General features: G+C 40.5%; 9 protein-coding genes. 1 reads left to right on the top strand and 8 read right to left on the bottom strand.

The window, feature by feature from the left end:
- Positions 1-1638: a fucose isomerase gene (locus AC04Q1_RS01100; protein WP_478361005.1), complete on the bottom strand. Its 1638-nt coding sequence runs from the start codon at positions 1636-1638 to the stop codon at positions 1-3.
- A 228-nt stretch (positions 1639-1866) separates the two neighbouring features.
- On the opposite strand from AC04Q1_RS01100, the gene AC04Q1_RS01095 reads away from it, so the two are divergent.
- Complete coding sequence (locus AC04Q1_RS01095) at positions 1867-2736, top strand: AraC family transcriptional regulator (protein ID WP_478361003.1); 870 nt, start codon at positions 1867-1869, stop codon at positions 2734-2736.
- A 138-nt stretch (positions 2737-2874) separates the two neighbouring features.
- Here AC04Q1_RS01095 and AC04Q1_RS01090 read toward each other — a convergent pair whose 3' ends face one another.
- From AC04Q1_RS01090 to AC04Q1_RS01060, 7 genes are all read right to left on the bottom strand, one after another.
- Complete coding sequence (locus AC04Q1_RS01090; RefSeq protein WP_478361001.1) at positions 2875-3807, bottom strand: dihydrodipicolinate synthase family protein; 933 nt, start codon at positions 3805-3807, stop codon at positions 2875-2877.
- A gap of 57 nt (positions 3808-3864) precedes the next feature.
- Positions 3865-5433, bottom strand: coding sequence for a sodium:solute symporter family protein (locus AC04Q1_RS01085; protein WP_478360999.1), 1569 nt, complete (start codon positions 5431-5433; stop codon positions 3865-3867).
- Positions 5434-5531: 98 nt separating this feature from the next.
- Positions 5532-9023 carry a malectin domain-containing carbohydrate-binding protein gene (locus AC04Q1_RS01080; RefSeq protein ID WP_478360998.1) on the bottom strand — a complete coding sequence of 1164 codons (3492 nt, stop codon included), beginning with the start codon at positions 9021-9023 and terminating at the stop codon, positions 5532-5534.
- Positions 9024-9139: 116 nt separating this feature from the next.
- Positions 9140-11956, bottom strand: coding sequence for a glycoside hydrolase family 95 protein (locus AC04Q1_RS01075; protein ID WP_478360996.1), 2817 nt, complete (start codon positions 11954-11956; stop codon positions 9140-9142).
- A 1-nt stretch (position 11957) separates the two neighbouring features.
- A complete protein-coding gene (locus AC04Q1_RS01070) occupies positions 11958-13544 on the bottom strand; it encodes a glycoside hydrolase family 28 protein (protein WP_478360994.1) in 1587 nt (528 codons plus the stop codon).
- Positions 13545-13641: 97 nt separating this feature from the next.
- Positions 13642-15195 (bottom strand): MGH1-like glycoside hydrolase domain-containing protein, encoded by a 1554-nt coding sequence (locus AC04Q1_RS01065; protein WP_478360992.1) that lies wholly within the window; start codon positions 15193-15195, stop codon positions 13642-13644.
- Complete coding sequence (locus AC04Q1_RS01060) at positions 15195-17930, bottom strand: alpha-d-galacturonidase (protein ID WP_478360991.1); 2736 nt, start codon at positions 17928-17930, stop codon at positions 15195-15197. Before AC04Q1_RS01060 ends, AC04Q1_RS01065 begins: the two co-directional genes overlap by 1 nt.
- Positions 17931-18111 lie beyond the last annotated feature (181 nt).

Here is an 18111-nt window from a genome sequence, read left to right as displayed (position 1 = left end):
TTAAATTGAATTTCTTTTTTTATTTAAGTTTACCTCCCCGCAGAAATGTACTTTTAAACCAAGTTCATCCATTGCAGCAGCTTTAATGCGGCAAGCTTCGTGTGCCCCAGCCTCATAATTGGTATAAACCACCTGAATATGGTTGGCTTTGTGTCTGGCCATCATCTGGTCGCGACTTACACCCTTTAAAATGGCATGCATAATCGGCCATTCGGGCGTTGTACCCTCCCAGCGTCTTTTGGTCTCCGCATCTGGCAAAGCTACTACTTCGCCAACACCTAAATCGCAATGTATTTCATTATCCATAATATATACCCGGCTCCACACGATAAAACCTGGCTTACTGATGCCTTTTAACGATCCACCGCCCAAGCGAAAATACATTGCGGGTTGCCTGTCGCTGCTTGCTCCGGCATAACCATTAATGAAATGTGCAGGCGGTGCTGCCCCTGAGATTAAAAACAGCCAAACAAAGCCATCTATTTCATCATTTTTATAATGTTCACCCCAACGGATATCGTGGAGTGTGTTTTCTCCAGTCATACCCAATTCTTTCCAAAGGTGGTAAGTAACCAAAGCATCCAATCCTGCACATTCATCCACCTCGTTAAAATGAGGTAAGGCCCGCTTGGGATAGAGTTCCCTACCATCAACCGAAAATACTGGTGGACGGTCTTCATTGTTCAATAAACCTTCAACCAAATCGCTGGCTACAGTTAAATCTCTTAATCCCTGTTGATATTGGATCCCAATGGTATCACAGCTAAAATCATCCGCAATCCTCAAAGCGGCAATATACATTTTACACTGTTCGAGGCTTTGATTTTTTGTTAATTGTGTCTCCTCTTCATTTCCCCAATTAAAAGTCATTCCTTTTTCTAAAAGCCAATCCAACACGGCTGCTGCTTCATCGGCAGTAACCTGTAGCATGGCCGCATATAATGCAGATTGACTCAAACGTTCTTTAAAGAATCCTGTTTTATGCAGCAGTTCATCAGGAATGATAGCATTGTACATACCCATGCAACCTTCATCAAATACGCCCATGATCACTTTTCGCTCTTTTAAACTTTTGGCAAAAGTTCTTCCGATCTTATCATCACTCTGGGGGATTTTATTCAATGCAAAACTTTTCACATGACTTTGGTCGTAACTGATCTTGCCCGTTGATAACCATTCCTGCAAGCCATCCTTAAAAAAATCATCGGTAAAGTTTTCACTCCATAATGTACTGTATTCTATTGAGGCTTTGGTTAAACAGCCGTTCAGATTTAACATGCCTACCAAACCCGGCCATTGGCCACTCCAATTAGCAACCGTTAATATTGGTCCACGATGCGTGAAAAGTCCTGCCAATACATGATGTGAGTACTGCCAAACACTTTCTGCAACAATTAAGGGTTGATCGGGATCTATATTTCTAAAGATATCCATGCCCATTCTTTGCGAATCGATAAAGCCGTGTTTTTTTGTTGGATGATAAGCATGGGCACGTTCAACCGTCCATCCCAATTGCTCGATGGCTAAAGTTAATTTTCGTTCCATTTCGATCTGTGCTGCCCAACAATTTTGATTTGCTGAAAGCCGTAAATCGCCACTGGAAACCAATAGAATTTCTCGTTGTCTACCCTGTCTCATAATTTATTAATGAACAAATAATTTATATAAAAATAATTTGTTCCATTTGTATTTTGGTTAGGCCATTAGGGCTCTATACAAAACTCAACAATCAAAAACACTATTTTCTAATGGTTTTTATCAAATTAATATAGGATATTATCATTAAACTATTTAACTTTAGCCCTGTTGTGCAACGATTTATGAATCATAATGGCGCAGCGCTAACCAAATATTTTAATTTACAGCATGAAACCTCATTTTCATAAAGTTCCAATAACCTTACAAAGTTCATTCAGTATCCGTCACGACATTAAACCTGATTTTGGAAACATTTGGCACTATCATCCCGAATTAGAATTGCATTATGTAATCAAAGGAGAAGGCGTCCGTTTTATTGGTGATAACATCAGTAATTTTGTGCCTGATGAGATGGTACTTTTAGGCGAAAACCTTCCCCATACCTGGCGGTGTAAAGACGAGTATTTCCAAAACAACCCTGATCTTACTACCGAAGCCATGGTGATTCACTTTCTGCCCGACTGTTTGGGAAAATACATGCTTACTTTACCAGAAGCCTACCTCATTCCTAAATTGTTCGAAAAGGCCAAGAGTGGAATGGTGATTAAAGGAAAGGCTAAAGATAAACTGATCGATTTAATGCGGGCCGCTGTGGATGCAACAAACTTAGACCGGATTATCATCCTGTTATCAATCTTAAAAACACTGGCCGAAACAGATGAATTTTCTACAATCGTAACAAGTAAAAATACATTCTACCAAAGTAATGAGTCTGAAACACTCCGTATTAATAAAATCTGCAATTATACTTTAAGCAATTATAAGAAGGATATTACACTGGAAGAAGTGGCCTCGCTAAGCAATCTGAGCGTAACCTCTTTTTGCAGGTATTTTAAACTGATGACAAAAAAGACCTTTTATGATTTTTTAATCGAAATCAGGGTGAGTCACGCCTGCCGTTTTTTAATTGAAAATAAGCTGCCTACGGAAATGATCTGTTTTGACTGTGGTTTTAACAATGTATCGAATTTTTACAGGCACTTTAAAAAAGTTACCGGAATGACTCCTTTGGATTATAAAAGGAAGTATTTAAATTAAACTTTTAATGAATTGCCATGCTGAAATACATTATCAGATCCTCAAAAATCGAGTATTTTTTTTTTAAAAAAAAATATTGAAAAATCCGATCCAAAAATGATCAGCAGGATGGATCCTAAAACAAGTTGACGATCGTACCTATATAAAAACCTTAATATCCAGGCTATTACGTAGGGAGGTGTAATCATTAAATAAAGTCTCTACTTCTTCAACAACGCTTGGGGTAAATGAACCCACGTTTCTGCGCGTAAAGGTGGAAATATTTAATCCACGTTTTTGTAAAAAATATTTTGACACCACGGGATAAACATTGTGCATGACATCCATATTATCGGTTAAAAACTGTTGTACTATCTGTACTTCTTCCTTGAACGCTTCATCGTTATAATGATCGCAAAGCCAAACAATCAGCTCTGGAAAATAATTCCCCTGAATGCATGAGAGGCCTGAAGCGCCAGCTTTTAATGATGCTACCGCATGGACGATATAGGCATCGTAGAGTCCAAAAGCCTTGCCCTCAGTTAGTTTAAGTTTTTCCTGAATCTGAACGAGGTCTAAACTCGTGTCTTTATGGTAGATTACTCTTCCAGTATCTACAAAATCGGCCAGCTGTGTGGGTTTTAATACCCTTTTATAGGGAACAGGGCATTCGTAAAAGCCAACTGGAATCTGACCCGTCTGATCAAGCAGGTCGAAAACACGTTCATTAAAGATCTCATCGGATTCATTTTCATCAGCCAGCAAACTGGTAATGGCAATTACGGCCTCCACTCCTGCATCGCTTACCTCTTTTACAAAATCTGCCTGCTCGGCAATGGCTCCGCCAAAAGTACCCGTAGCCACCACAGGTACAGCTCCATTAACCACCTTAACAACATGTTTGATGGCTTGAATCCGTTCCTTGCTACTCAGTTCGAACATTTCGCTGGATAGACAATTGGCAAACAAACCTGAGGAGCCTGCCTGTAAATATATTTCCGTGAGCTGTGTAAGGGCTGGGTAATCGATATTTCCGTTGCTTAAAAAAGGCGTAAGCATAACCGGGATGAACCCTTTTTGTGAGTTTTCCATTGTATTCTGATATGGTAAATGTTCTATGTAATTGCCTGGATAAACATCCTGAGGATGCTAATTGGCTGTTTTTGTTTTTTTTGTTTTAATTCTTGTCAGGAAAAGCCCTGATAAAAAAATGGTCAAAGTGCCGACTACAATAATCATGTTTTTATGCAAGGGATTTCTAAAAACCTCATATTCTGGAGGAAGAAGTGAAGAAAATGTCATCCATATAATTACGGCAATGCCGATTATTGTTGCCGTAATGGCTTCGTGATTTTTGGTTTGCCTACTTATAATCCCGAGTAAAAATAAACCTAACATTCCGGCTGCAAAAATACCCGACAACTCCCACCACACATCTAAAATGCTTTTTACACCGATCATGGCTATTCCGGTGATCATGCCCAACAAACCAAAACCTACTGTAGCAAAATGTAAAAGCGACAGATTCTGCTTCTCCGTTACATCAGGTTTAAAATATCTTTTATAAATATCTACCGAAAATACCGTTGCCGAGGCATTCATACCTGAACTTATCGTACTCATTGCCGCAGATAATATGGCTGATACAATCAAACCTACCAAACCTATCGGGATTTTAGTTACCATAAAATGGGGCATAATTTTATCGCCATAGTCTGATGGTTGCAATGCATGCTGTACTTTCAATACTTCTGCAGCTGATGCATATAAAGGCAAACGTTCTATCGCCACCTGATGTTTAATCGACTGTACCAATTCTGGATTAACTTCATAATACGCATACAAGCAAGATCCTATAATAAAAAAGAGCAGAGATGCCGGAATATATAACCATACACATAACCAGATGGACTTTGATGCAGCTTTACTTGATGATGCCGTATGATAACGCTGGATATAATTCTGATCCATCCCAAAGTTATTCAGGTTGATGAAAAACCCATAGAGCAGCACCACCCAAAACGACGATGACACAAAATCAGGTTTAAAACTGCCCAGACTAAATTTATGCGCCGATTGTCCGATCGCTACTATTTTTGAAAGCCCTCCCGGCATATTCGAGATGATTAGATACAGGATAAGCAAGGCCCCAAAAGTTTTCACCACGGCTTGCACCACTTCTGTCCATATTACCGCTTCAATTCCCCCTAAAACAGTATAAATAATGATACAAATACCCATCACGATCATAATCGTTTGCATGGAATAGCCTGTGAGTGCTTGTAGGCTTAAGGCAATCCCAAAAAAGATCGAGCCCATTCTGGCCAGCTGCGTCAATAAAAAACAGATTACGGCATACACCCTTGCCCAGGCACCGAAACGCTTTTCTAAATGGGTATAAGCCGATATTTCGCCAGTGTTCCGGTAAAAAGGAACAAAGTATTTTGAAGCGATCCAAGCCGCCAATGGCATTGAAATACTAAATACAAATGCATTCCAATTGCTTCCGAAAGCCTTTCCTGGCACGCCTAAAAAAGTGTTGCTACTTAAAAATGTTGCATAAATAGATAAACCTATCGCCCATCCGGGGATCAGGCCCGAAGCTTTTGTAAATTGCTCGGAGTTTTTATTTTTCTTCGAAAAATAAACCCCAACTAATATCATTCCAACAAGATAAATGAAGATGATCGCAAGGTCGACTACCGGAAGTCCTTTCATTATTTGTTGGCTCGTTTATTAATTTGGTTAAAACAAATATGCATGTCTAAATGGCGGCATTAATATAAGATTTTGGCCACATATTATACCATCTTATCTTATTGAACATCTAAAGCGTCAATGGCCAATCCTTTGCTATCTATGGCAATCAATCTGAGATTATAGCTTCCGGCATTAACCATGCTTCCGGTATTGGTGCTTAAATAATTCCATTTCCCCGTTTTTGTCGGTGCAAATTCAACCAATTCTGTTTTCATTAAGGTACCGTCTGCTGATAAAAACTCCAGTTTTCCTTTTAAAATCCGTTCTGTCGGATTATGGTATTTTACGGTCAATGAATAGGTATCGGCAACGCCAACTGAAATTTTCCAGGTCAAACTTCCGCGATCTGCGGCATCAAAAACGATGCGTTCCTTATCCATTAGCATCGATTTCACCACCTCTTTGCCTGCCAACACACCATCGACAGCTTTATAGGTGGTAGTAGTCTTTAAATCATAAGCGGGTTGCAAATGGGTCACGGGCAATACAAAAACGCTTGCCGTTCTGCCGTCCAAAATAATTCTTTCATTAGGTTCTAGCCTTTTGCGATAAAGATTGAATGTTTCCTCCTTGCTATTGCTTAATGAGGTTTTAGAATCTTCGAATCCTGCCGGAACACTGCTGTTATCAGTCAGGGCGATAAAAGTATCAAGCGTATCTGTAGCCGTAAATTCGATGCTTTCCTGTCCCCGGGAGGCTTTTAGCCATTCTGCACCATACAAATTTGAGGGTAGATCTGTAAACGTAGAGGTTTCACCCTTAAACTGCTCATCACCAATATCCAGCCAACTGTTGAGTTCAGCATTTTTAGTTTTGGTTAGAAGCGATTTACTCGCCGTTGCGGCTTGAATATTTTGATTTAGACCCGCAATGGCAATGGCAGAAATCACGGCCTGCCCCACTTTTACTTCAGGGAAGTCGATGTCTAAAAAGCCATCCTTAACAGTTGTTCTTATCGTTTTCTTCAGCAAAGTATTGCTCCCTGCTTCTTTCCAGATGTCCAGATCTTTAATTACGGTTTTACCATTAAAGGCCACATCAAACAAGCGCATGGCTTTAGCGTCCAAATCACCTCCTATCCCCAGCCATGGCTCTATGAAATAAAGTTCGACCAAATATGCTCCGTCAGGTAATGGAAAATGATATTTCAACTGGTTTCTTCCGTATCTAAAGGTTTGAAAAAGCTTCCAATCCTTCGTACCATCAATGGGCTGAAAAGTGCGGCGCTGACTGGCAAAAAATGCGGGTATCCCTGTGAAATCCGTTGTCCAGGAAGTTGAGCCGAAGTTATTTTGCGAAGTTAAATTCCGGTCAGCAGACCATTTATTGCCGTTAGTATCCGTATAATCGCCGCCACCGCAATTTACACGGTACAGATAACGATATCCTTGCACCGGAACTGTTATTTTTTTATCGGTAATTAAGCTATTAAAATTTGGGCTTTGTGGTAGATTTTGCAACACGATTTTATCTTTAGCAACCGCTTTTCCATTCACATAACCGACTGCAAACAATATATTATACTGGATATTTGGTTTGTCCCATTGAAAATGTGTCCCAATTCCGCTGCGTTTTCGTTTACCTAAAGATTCGCCATTAATATCGTTAAAAAGTTCTACTTCATCACAATTGGAGTACACCACAACGCTGTCTTTTATTCCAGGTTTTGCCCAGCGGTTTGGCCAGGTATGCGAAACGATATATACCATTGGTTCGGTATGTTTTGACGCATAATTCGCCCTAAACATATAAAATACATCTGTTGGTTCTTCCCAGGGGGTAAACATTCCCTTATAATTTACCGGACCCACCCGATCCAGATCTCTCAGTCCCTCACCTCCCTGTACCCTTCCCGGATTATCGTGCGAACTATACAGCCAGAAAAAATGCCCCGCTGTTTTATCTTTCACCGATTCGGCCAAACGCACTTTGGTTTCCATTAAATCAGTCATTTTGTTCTCAGTATAGCCTTTGCCTTTGGCATCTTGCGTATGGAGATCAATTGTTCTCCAGGCCCCATATTCGCCAACCAAAACCTGCCGTTGGAGATCTTCTCCATAGGTTAAGGGGTTGCCGCCATAGGTTCCTGTCCAGTTTTGGGGCACATCCCAATCGGTTCCCTTTCCACCGTTACAAGTGGTTACTTTTCTTTGCGACGAAGCTGTAGGATCTAATTTCCTGATCAGTTCGGTACATTCTTTCGCGAAATCTTCGGGTAAGGTACTTTCGTTTTCCAAGCCCCATAACACCACCGCCGGACTATTTCGACGTTCCTTTACCCAATCGGTTAAAAGCGATTTAAAGTTATTTCTGAATTCGGGTGTATCATACCAAATATGCGCTGCCATTTGTGTCCAGCATAAAATTCCTTCCTTATCCCAATATTCAGAATACAACAAATTATGAGGCTGGTGTGCATCGCGGAAAGCATTAAATCCCGCTGCTTTAATCTGCATTACCCGTGACCTGATCTGTTCATTACTAAAAGCATGACTCTCGCCAATTAAATGTTCGTATTCTGCAATTCCATTGATAAAAACCGGTTTTCCATTTAATAGAAACTGTTTTTGACCCGCCTGATCGCCTACAGGCCAGCTGATCCATCGGATACCATATGATGTTTTAAGTTCATCTACAACCTTTCCATGCTCCATTATGGTAGTTTGTAATGTATAGAGATATGGATTTTCCAGAGACCAAAGTTTAGGGTTGATGATTTTATCGGTCTGCTGATCAATCTGGGTTACTTTTCCTACCGGAACAAGAATATTTTTTCTAAGTTCTTTAACCTGTTTTCCATTTGCATCTAGTAATCTGTTCACCACAGTTACATTTTTTGCTTTCAGGCCGTAATTTTTTAAGGTTGTACTCAGTTTTAACACAGCAGACTTTTCTGAGATTTTATTATCATTCCAAATGTGGACACCAAAAGGTTCCACCCGTACATCATTGGTTATGATCAGATGAACCGGACGGAAGATTCCCATAGGTTGCGAACCTTCGGAAAAACCACGTTCTGTAGAACAACCGCCATCCACCCAGGGTAAATCCTGAATGTTCGCAGGATGATCGGCCCTGACAGCCAGAATATTTTCCTCATTATTCAATTTGATGGCCGAACTCACATCTAAAGTGAAAGTTGTTCGACCACCTGCATGATCACCTACTTTTTTACCGTTGAGCCAAACTGTGGCATAAGAACCTACACCTTCAAAATACAGAAAAAATTGCTTGCCTGTTTTAATTTCATTGCTTTTAAATGTTTTGCGGTACCAGGCATAACCATGTTTATTGCCATGGAGTTTTCTTTGGTAACCTTCATACTGATCCCAGTTGTGCGGAACGTTTACATTTTTCCAGTTTAAGGTGTTGTAATTGGCCTGCTGAAAACCCTCATAAGTATGGCTGTTTTTTTCGTCGGCAATAGTGAGCCAATTGGAGTTTAAAGAAATATCTTTGCGGGGTTGACGCTGAGCATGAACAAAATTGATTCCAAGCAAGAAAACAGCGCAAAAAGATAATGCTTCAGCCGAGGTTCGTATCTCCACGAACCTCATCACAAAATTTTGCAGGGATCTGCTTAGGCAGATTTTATATGCCTTAAGCCATCTCATAACTGATAAGATCTTCTCCCGTTCGGCTTTTTTGGATTTCGATATTGGATTCATCGCGCTTTCAAATCTCCATTCAGTTTATAGCTTTCGCCAGCTTTTGTTTCGATGGTTGCGTTACTGTTTTTATAACGGATCTTACAAACCCCGCCTGCCTTAGACTTTAGCGTTAGTGAGGTAAGCAGGCCATTAGCCCAACTTAAGTCCAGTTCAAAGCCACCTCTGGCACAAAGCCCCTTAATTTCTCCGTTTGGAATCGCTGTTGGCAAGGCCGGTAAAATATCTAAATATCCCTGATGGCTCTGCACGATCATTTCTGCAATTCCTGCTGCGCCGCCAAAGTTTCCGTCAATCTGAAATGGAGGATGCGCATCAAAAAGGTTCACATATGAACCTGCACCATTATTGGCAGGCTTCATCAACATTTTCACCAATTTCATGGCATGGTTACCATCCTTGAACCTTGCCCAGAAATTAATCTTCCAGGCCAGGCTCCAACCCGTTGCATCATCGCCGCGATAAAGCAACGATTGTTTTGCGGCCTGCATCACCTTTTCATTATTATCCCAGGTAATGTCATTCCCGGGATAAACACCCCACAAGTGAGAAACATGACGGTGCTTACTGGCTGTATCATCTATGTCTGTTAGCCATTCTTGTAACTGACCATATTTTCCGATCTGATTTGGTGCGATCTGCTTTGTTTTTTCACTTAGTGATTTCCTAAAGTCCTGATCTATACCGAGTATCTTAGCAGCTTCAATACAGTTATTGAACAGCGATCTGATAATCTGGTGATCCATCGTTGGTCCGGCCACTAAACCTCCGTTTTCAGGCGAATTGGATGGTGTACTGATCAACCATCCTGTTTTCGGATCTTTCACTAAAAAATCCTCGAAAAATAAAGCTGCCTGTTTCATTAAAGGATAAGCCTCAGTTTCCAGAAATTTATGGTCTTTACTAAATTGGTAATGTTCCCATAAATGCTGACTTAACCAACCGCCCCCACTTACCCAAATACCATGATCTGAGGCGTTGATGGGCGCTGTTCCGTTCCATAAATCGGTATTGTGGTGTAAAACCCAACCACGGGCATTGTAATATGCTTTTGCAGTTTCGGCACCGGTTTTTGATAAACCTTTAATTTTGTTAAAAAGTGGTTCGTTTAAAGCCGGCAAATTGAGAATTTCAGTCGGCCAATAATTCATTTCGAGGTTAATATTGGTAGTATACTTGCTTCCCCAGGGTGGCGTAAGCAGATCGTTCCAAATCCCCTGAAGATTAGCAGGCTGCGTGCCGGGACGCGAACTTGAAATTAACAAATACCGTCCATATTGTACATATAAGGCAGCAAAACCAGGGTCGTTAGCCGTTGCAAATTTTGCCAGTCTTTCGTCGGTAGGTAGATTTTCGTTTTCCGACCGGCCAAAATCAACGCTAAAGGTGTTGTAATAGCTTTGGTATTCCTTAATATGACGCTGTTTGATTTCTGTATACGTTTTACCTTTCAATCCAGTCAAAGCCTTGACATTGGCCGTTGCAGGGTTTCCGGAAACATCTTGGGCATTGATAAAATTCGTACGACCTGTTAAATAAAGCGTTACTTCATCAGCCTGGTTGATGCTGATTTTACCATTCACTACCTTAACTGATCCATTTTTGATCAGAGCGGTTAAACGGCTTTCTCCATTGATGGCACCATCCTTTACCTGAACCGATAAAGCAATTACATTAGTGCCCAGAGCCTTTATCGTCGATTTTCGGTGTGCACTCGAGAACTCAGCGTCAAAACTAATGGATGCTTTTTTATCAGCCGTTAAATGGATGGCAATAGCCTGATCCGGCTGACTCGCAAAATACTCCCGTTGATAGTTTACACCATTTAAGGTGTAAGCTGTTTTGGCAACTGCCGTACTGATATCCAAAGATCTTTTGTAATTGGTAACAAGGGATTTTGTTTGTTTGAAATATAAATTTAAATCACCAAAAGGCTGATAACTGCCCTGATACTGTGGAACAGCAGGCGGGTCTTCATCCTGGATTTTATATTTCCAATCTTTAACAAGTGAGATACCCTGGTCCATACTAGCTCCCACGGGATAGATCCCGATCTTTTTTGAAGTGTCTTTGTAGCCCGCCAATCCGCCCTTATCGAAATAATTGAGTACCTGGATGGCAATCACATTTCTGCCTTTTTTTATCAGTTTTGCAGGAATGATATATTTTCTTGGCTCCGTATTATCGGTATTGCCAACCAATTGACCATTTACGTAGGTAAAATCCTGATCACGGATACGGTTAAGATCAAGTGTCAGGTCTTTTCCAACCCAGTTTTCGGGAACATCAAAAGTGGTCCTAAACCAAACGGCACCATCTAAATTGGCCAAACCAACGGCCTCCCAGCCTTCGTATGCAGGCACTTTAATGGTTTTCCAGGGTTTATCGTCAAAATCAACCAGCGCGGGATTCCCCTGGATGCCTTTTCCGGATTTCATTTTATCTACCCAAACTTTTCGATCTCCAGAGATACTTTGCAAGCCCATAAACTGTTCCTGCGCCAATGCCTCAGCTGCTGCCTGTTTCCCTTCAGCAAGTAATTTCCTAATTTCAGGCAGGTATTGATAAGCACCTTTGCGGTTATAGTTCCTAGGCTTGCCCGTCCACAGGGTTTCTTCGTTAAACTGAATATGATCAACTGCAGTTCCGGCGAAAATCATCGCACCTAGCCTGCCATTTCCAATAGGCAAAGCATCTGTCCACTTTTCGGCAGGCTTCGTATACCACAAAGTATGGTTATTTTCTTGTGCATAACTTCCAAAATGGGCCGTTATGAAAAAAAATAATATAATCAGTAAAAGTTTAAACTTCATATTATTGTCCTTTATCACCTGAAATAATTTCGATGTCAGCAGTCACTTCTTTTTCTTTCTTAACGGCTTCCCTTACACTTCTGAAATTATTATTCCCAAGGTATATATTTTTCGTTTCAGCTCCATTTAGTTTCAGGTAAGTAACAGTTTCTTTGCCTGGAAAGGCATTGTACAGAAATAAATCGGACACATTGGTGAGATCAATTACGGCGGCATTGCTATGCGGTTTATTGCTTTTTAAACCGTCTATAATTAAATTGTTCACCTTTACTGCTTTTATAGACGCACCTAATTCCGTATTCACCCTTACATCGTGAAACTCAATGTTTTTAGCATTATTGATTGAAAAACCCGTTTTCGCCTCCACATTAATGTCGTTGAAGGTAATATTGTCTATAGGCATTTCTTCCAGTCCGTTTAAATACCCAGCCTGGTTAACCTCACCGGTGATATTACTGAAATGGATATTTCGAAAGATTGGTGTCCGTTCAGAAACAGGTTCAATATTTGTTTTGGCATATTGCATATCGAGCACAATAGCCTGATCTTTAATATTTTTCATGATGATATTGCTCACCCTGATTTCTTCAACCACACCGCCCCTGCCACGAGCCGTTTTAATGCGGATGCCGCGTTCAGTTCCATCAAAAATACAATTGGATATGGCGATTTTACGTACATCGCCCGACATTTCACTGCCGATTACCACGCCTCCATGGCCGGAAAGCATGGTACAGTTGATAATCACATAATTTTCTGCCGGAACAGCCATCTTTCTTCCCGGAGCATCCTTTCCTGATTTAATCGTAATGCAATCATCGCCCACGCTGATGTGGCAATCGGAAATGTGCACATTATTGCAGGATTCAGGATTGATCCCATCGGTATTTGGCGAGTGGGGATTGTTGATCGTTACCGCATGCACTTTTACATTTTCACAAAACTCCGGATTTATCGTCCAAAAAGGAGAATTGCGGATGGTAATTCCATCGATCAATACATTTTTACAAAACATGGGCTGTATAAAAGGCGGACGTAGAAAACCTCTTTTCATCTGTTTCGCATCATCAGGCAAAATTATATCCTTATTCAAACCGTCAAAAGTAGTTTGCCACTTCGATCGTGGCTGTCCTTCCTTATAGCCCTCTACAAAATCCCACCACTTTTTGCCATGCCCATCAATGATTCCCCGGCCGATAATGGAAATATTTTCTACCTGATATGCATAAAATAAGGGCGAAAAACTGGTTACATCTACCCCTTCATAGCGGCTCTTAACCATAGGCAGATAATCGTCAAAATTATCGCTGAAATGCAACTCTGCTCCGGCATCAATCAATATGGTAATGTTGCTTTTTAAATGGATAGCTCCTGTCAGGTATTTTCCAGCGGGAAAATAAACGGTTCCTCCACCAGCCTTTGCTGCAGCTTCTATCGCATTCCTGATTGCTGTTGTGGCCAGTTTGCTGCTATCATTTTTAGCGCCGTATTTAAGTACGTTGTAATAAGATTGGGCATTGGCGGTTAAGCCAAAGCAAGTAGTAAGCAAGAAAATTAAAGCTTTGATAATATTGATGGAATATTTCATTCGGTTACATTTTATTTTTTGTCCTTATTGCGAGGCACTAAGCAATCTTACTACTATCGCTTTAGGATTTGTTTCGTAGCTCACAAGGACGATCCATTTAGTCCATTTTAATTTTCAGAGGCTTTAAATCTTTGCCTTTATAAATTTCTTTACCATCCACAAAAATGAATAATCCTTTGCCTTTATTATATTTTGTTCCGGTTTTATCCCATAAAATAGTTAAGGTTTTATTATGATAAGAAACATTGTCCAACATAAACCAATCCCATTGATTTTTAGGGATTAATGGAAAAAGCTCCAGCACATTATCCTGACGTGGTTTTATACCAATCAGGTCATTGATAATTAAATCGTTGAAGGTAGAGTGATTATAAAAACTGCTGCGCGGATTATCGCCCTTTAACCATTCTCCGGTTTTTTCATCCTGATATTCACCCAAATAAGGTTTTCCATTTTTAATGTGTGAAGCTGCATACTGATGCAATTCCTGATAAAAAACGGCTGCATTCATATTACCGTGTTTTTTATAATTCGTCAACAGATTTGCCAATCCCTTTAATGTTTGTGAGCTCGCATATGGCCAGAGTGCGCCATCCCATTCGCAACTATGCCCGGTTCCTCTGGTTCTAAAGGTCGGATCTCTTCTTTCCGCTGTAGTTAAACCCCAGGGAGCCTTAAAACCAGCGGTATCTAATAGCTGATCCCATGCTTTTGCGTATTTAGATTCATCATCAGGCAAATTGAACTCCCAAGGTGTGAAACCGATGGCTTCCCTTACCTCCGATGAGCCGCCTTTGGCTTTTCTCGTTTCGAAGAATGAAGCTGCATCATTCCATAAACTATCCTGAACGAGTTTTTTGAGCACAATTGACTTATTTTTATATTTTTCAGCCAGCGTTTCATCTCCCAAGAGCGTTGCCATTTTATTTAAAGCCACCGCATTGCCATACATATAACTGTTAATGGTTGGTCGTTGGTTCTGGTCTTTTCTTGATCCGCTGATGGATTCTTCCATTCCATCCTTCACATCATTTTGCCAGAACAATCCATTTTTAAGCTGTCGCTCGGTTTCCCATTTGCTATAATCTTTGTCTAAGGCCGGCAAAATCTCCTTTAAAAAGGCCTGATCGGGCTTGACAAGGGAATTTTGATAAACCGCATCATCTACCCAACTGCTAAATTGGTGAAAACGCTGTTTCGTTTGCCCCACATCAGCATGGTAAAGCCAGAATTTGATGTAATCCTTAAGATACGAATTATCCCTTAACCATCTGCCCTCATAAATATGGTGCCCTAAAGCACAACTGATGGAATTATATTTACCAGCGTGTTTAACAGGCTCAATAAACTCTGTGAAAATGAAGCCTTCAGGGGTTTTAACGAGGTGTTTGCGGTACGTCCACCAGCGATAATAGTAATTTTGCTCCAGTACCGAATCCGGACATTCGAATAAAGGTATCTGCTCAGCAAGCCAGGTAAAAGCTTCGGCATTGGGCACGTAATTTTTGACCGCCTCCGTATCTATAGAATTGAAATAAGTGACATATTTCTTCAGTTTCTCAGTGCCCAGAATAGAATTCTGTTGCGCAAATCCGGTGATTGCCCAAACCGACAGTGCGGCTGTAGCTATAAAATTTCTTGTATTTATCATTATTCAAATAACCAATCTATATCTTTTCCTCTACCATCTAAACCCGCATTAAAAATCCGCAGTTCCTGTTTATCATCAATAAACCCTAAAACTAAACAGGCACCTTTACCTAAATTCAACGTATGCGTTCCGGCGGGGAAAGCATAGGCATGAACATTTACCGGAGGAAGGCCATATGGCACCAACGCGTTTGATATTTTAATTTCCGATTGACCATAATTATTGGCGCTTGCGTCGGTTTCCAATTGCGGTGGAGCAAGGTATTGAGGGTTCTTCTGATTGAAAAAACCGATGAGCAGTTTTACGGGATCTTTAGTGCTAAATTTAATTTCGGTACCCGTTTTAATCTGGTTCTGTTTACTTAACGTTATTCCTTTTAAACCCAGCAATTGCGCTGCAACTTCCTTTATCCTAACCGCCGTATCTGCAAACAGCTCCACGTCTTTGGCAATCACATAACTTTCTGTTTCATTTAAAACTTTCACTTCGGCAGCTTTATAAGGTACAATTGCAGCAACTGTTCCCTGCTTTATTGATTTTAGAGAATCAATGCTATGTTTAAAATGATCAAGTTCTTTTGTAAAAACAGGTAACATTTCTTTCCAATGGATAAAAGTTTTGTCTACGCCGCGCATTGGTATTTTACGCTGCTTGGTTTGCATACTATTGGCATACAGATAACTGTTCTCCGTTAGTTTAACCAATACTTCATAATGAACTACACTTTTTTGTAAAAAAGGCAAAGCCTGTTCTAAATCAGATACCTGATTCGAATATTTATACCTCAATATCCAAAGCGCAGCCTTCACTTTTTCCGCATAAAAGTTAGCCATAGCATCGTAGCAATAGATGTCATTTTTTAATCTGCCGAATTCTGCCGTATCTTTTGTTACGGTTGATTTAGCATCATTAATCGATTGAATCGCTTTTTTACCATGCTCAACCACTTCCCGGGCAATCTGAACAGGTGTTTCTCCAATATGCCCCTGTTTCTTCCACTCTTTTTCCGCGTATTCGATAATCATCTCACCTTCGGGTGCTTCCGATTCGTACATCAATGTAAATACACCATATCGATAAGGATTAATGAGCTGTGTCATCAACATGCCTAAGGTCAGCGTTTGTCGGTTGCCATCTGTAATGCCATACCTGCGCAAAAGTTTGGGCGAAATTTCTCCAGATTCTTCATAAGCATTCAAAATGGCTTTTCCGCTATTCAAATTAGTTCCATATTTATCAGAGAGCGCTTTGCCCCAATAATCAATTTCCTGGTTACGGTTTCTTTGCGAATTCCACGAGTACCTGGCCCATTCTTTGTACCAGATCCAATCGCGGTCTACTTCCAGCAATCGCCCCTTTACATTGTCTGCAGAATATGGCCAGTCCCAATAACTTGCCTGTGGGTACAGGTGCAGGCCCTTTGCACCATAAATTTTGTTCATCGCCTGTACCGATTTCTGAATAAAATCGGCCGAAGCATATCTAAAGGGTTCCAGATTGGCCAAGATATGCACATTGGAGATATTAACCGTGCCAATAGCCGCTAATTTCCGATTGAGCGCTGCCCAGGTACCCCGAGGGGTATATGTGGTTAAAGCCTCTCCATTAAACTTATTTTCGGTATACAGATTTTTATATAACGGTAATGCGGCTTTCATCACGCTTGGTGCGTCGGTATCGTGCGCACGCAAAACAATTGGCGGTTCATCCTTAATTCCTGCGGCTTTTAAGCCATCCTGTACCCCAGGAATAATCGTTTTGGTAAACCAATCAATATCGTCCTGCCCCACACCTTCCATCGCCTCGCCCAAAGCTACCATTAAACCCACGTTGGGATATTTCTCTACAAAAGAAGCAATCGATTTTCGGGTGTAATCAGCGATGATTGGGATAATCGGACGGTTCCTGTCCTGTGTTTTTAAGCCATGTTTATCGGCAAAAGGTTTTGGGATAATGATATTGTAAAACATCTGGATCACCCAGATGCCACGTTTATCCGCTTCTTTGGTTAAAAACTGGAAGATTTCCTCGTTCTTTTTCAAGGTAGCGTCATCTACCTCAACCGCATAGGGATAATCTTTAAGTCTTAATAATGACGAAAATGGATGGCCATTCCACAAATAAAGTGAATTGTAACGGTTTTCCACCATCATATCGAGATACTTGATCCATAAAGCTTTATCATAAAGCCAGGGAAAAGTTTCGGGTGTGTAAGGATATTCATATACATCATGACCGGGCAGATAATCAGGTTTCTGCAGGCCGATGCAAGTGCCCCTTAACACCATTTCAGGCTGATCGGAAAATGCAAGTTGTGTCGGTAATTTACCGCTGTTACTGATCCGATCAACCAGTTCTATACAACCATACAATGCACCAGACGCATCGTTGCCAATGATATAAATTGTTCCATTTTTTCCGGTATAAAGATGAAAACCCTCTTTTTTTGTTACTGAAATTTTATTTTTGATTTCCGCCGGAAGGTGATCGGTAAAAAGTTTATCTGAAAATACACCGATTGCAATAATATTGTTAGCGCCAGCAAGCTTATCCTTTTGTTCAAATTTGACCGCATAGTTTAATTTAAGCAGAGCTTTTGATAACTTTTCGGCACCAAAACGTACCCGGACATGGTTTTCGGTAGAAGTGACTATTGTTTTTTGCACACGATCTGTAGCACCGGCAAATGATATGGATAAAAAACAGCAGGAAATAAAAATCAGAAAATTTCTCATTCAATTGGCTCTATAACAAAACCTATATTCGCTAGGTTTTTGTAGGATATCTGGCTAAACATTATCTTTAAATATAAAGACGATATTCAAATATAAGTAAAAAGTTTGATTGGCTTTGTAAAATTTATGCAAGGTAAAGCCGTTTATCTCTTCAGAACAGCTTATGACAATATCTGTTAAT

The organism is Pedobacter humicola, from assembly GCF_056490705.1.
This window is presented reverse-complemented; position numbering and strand designations above follow the sequence as displayed.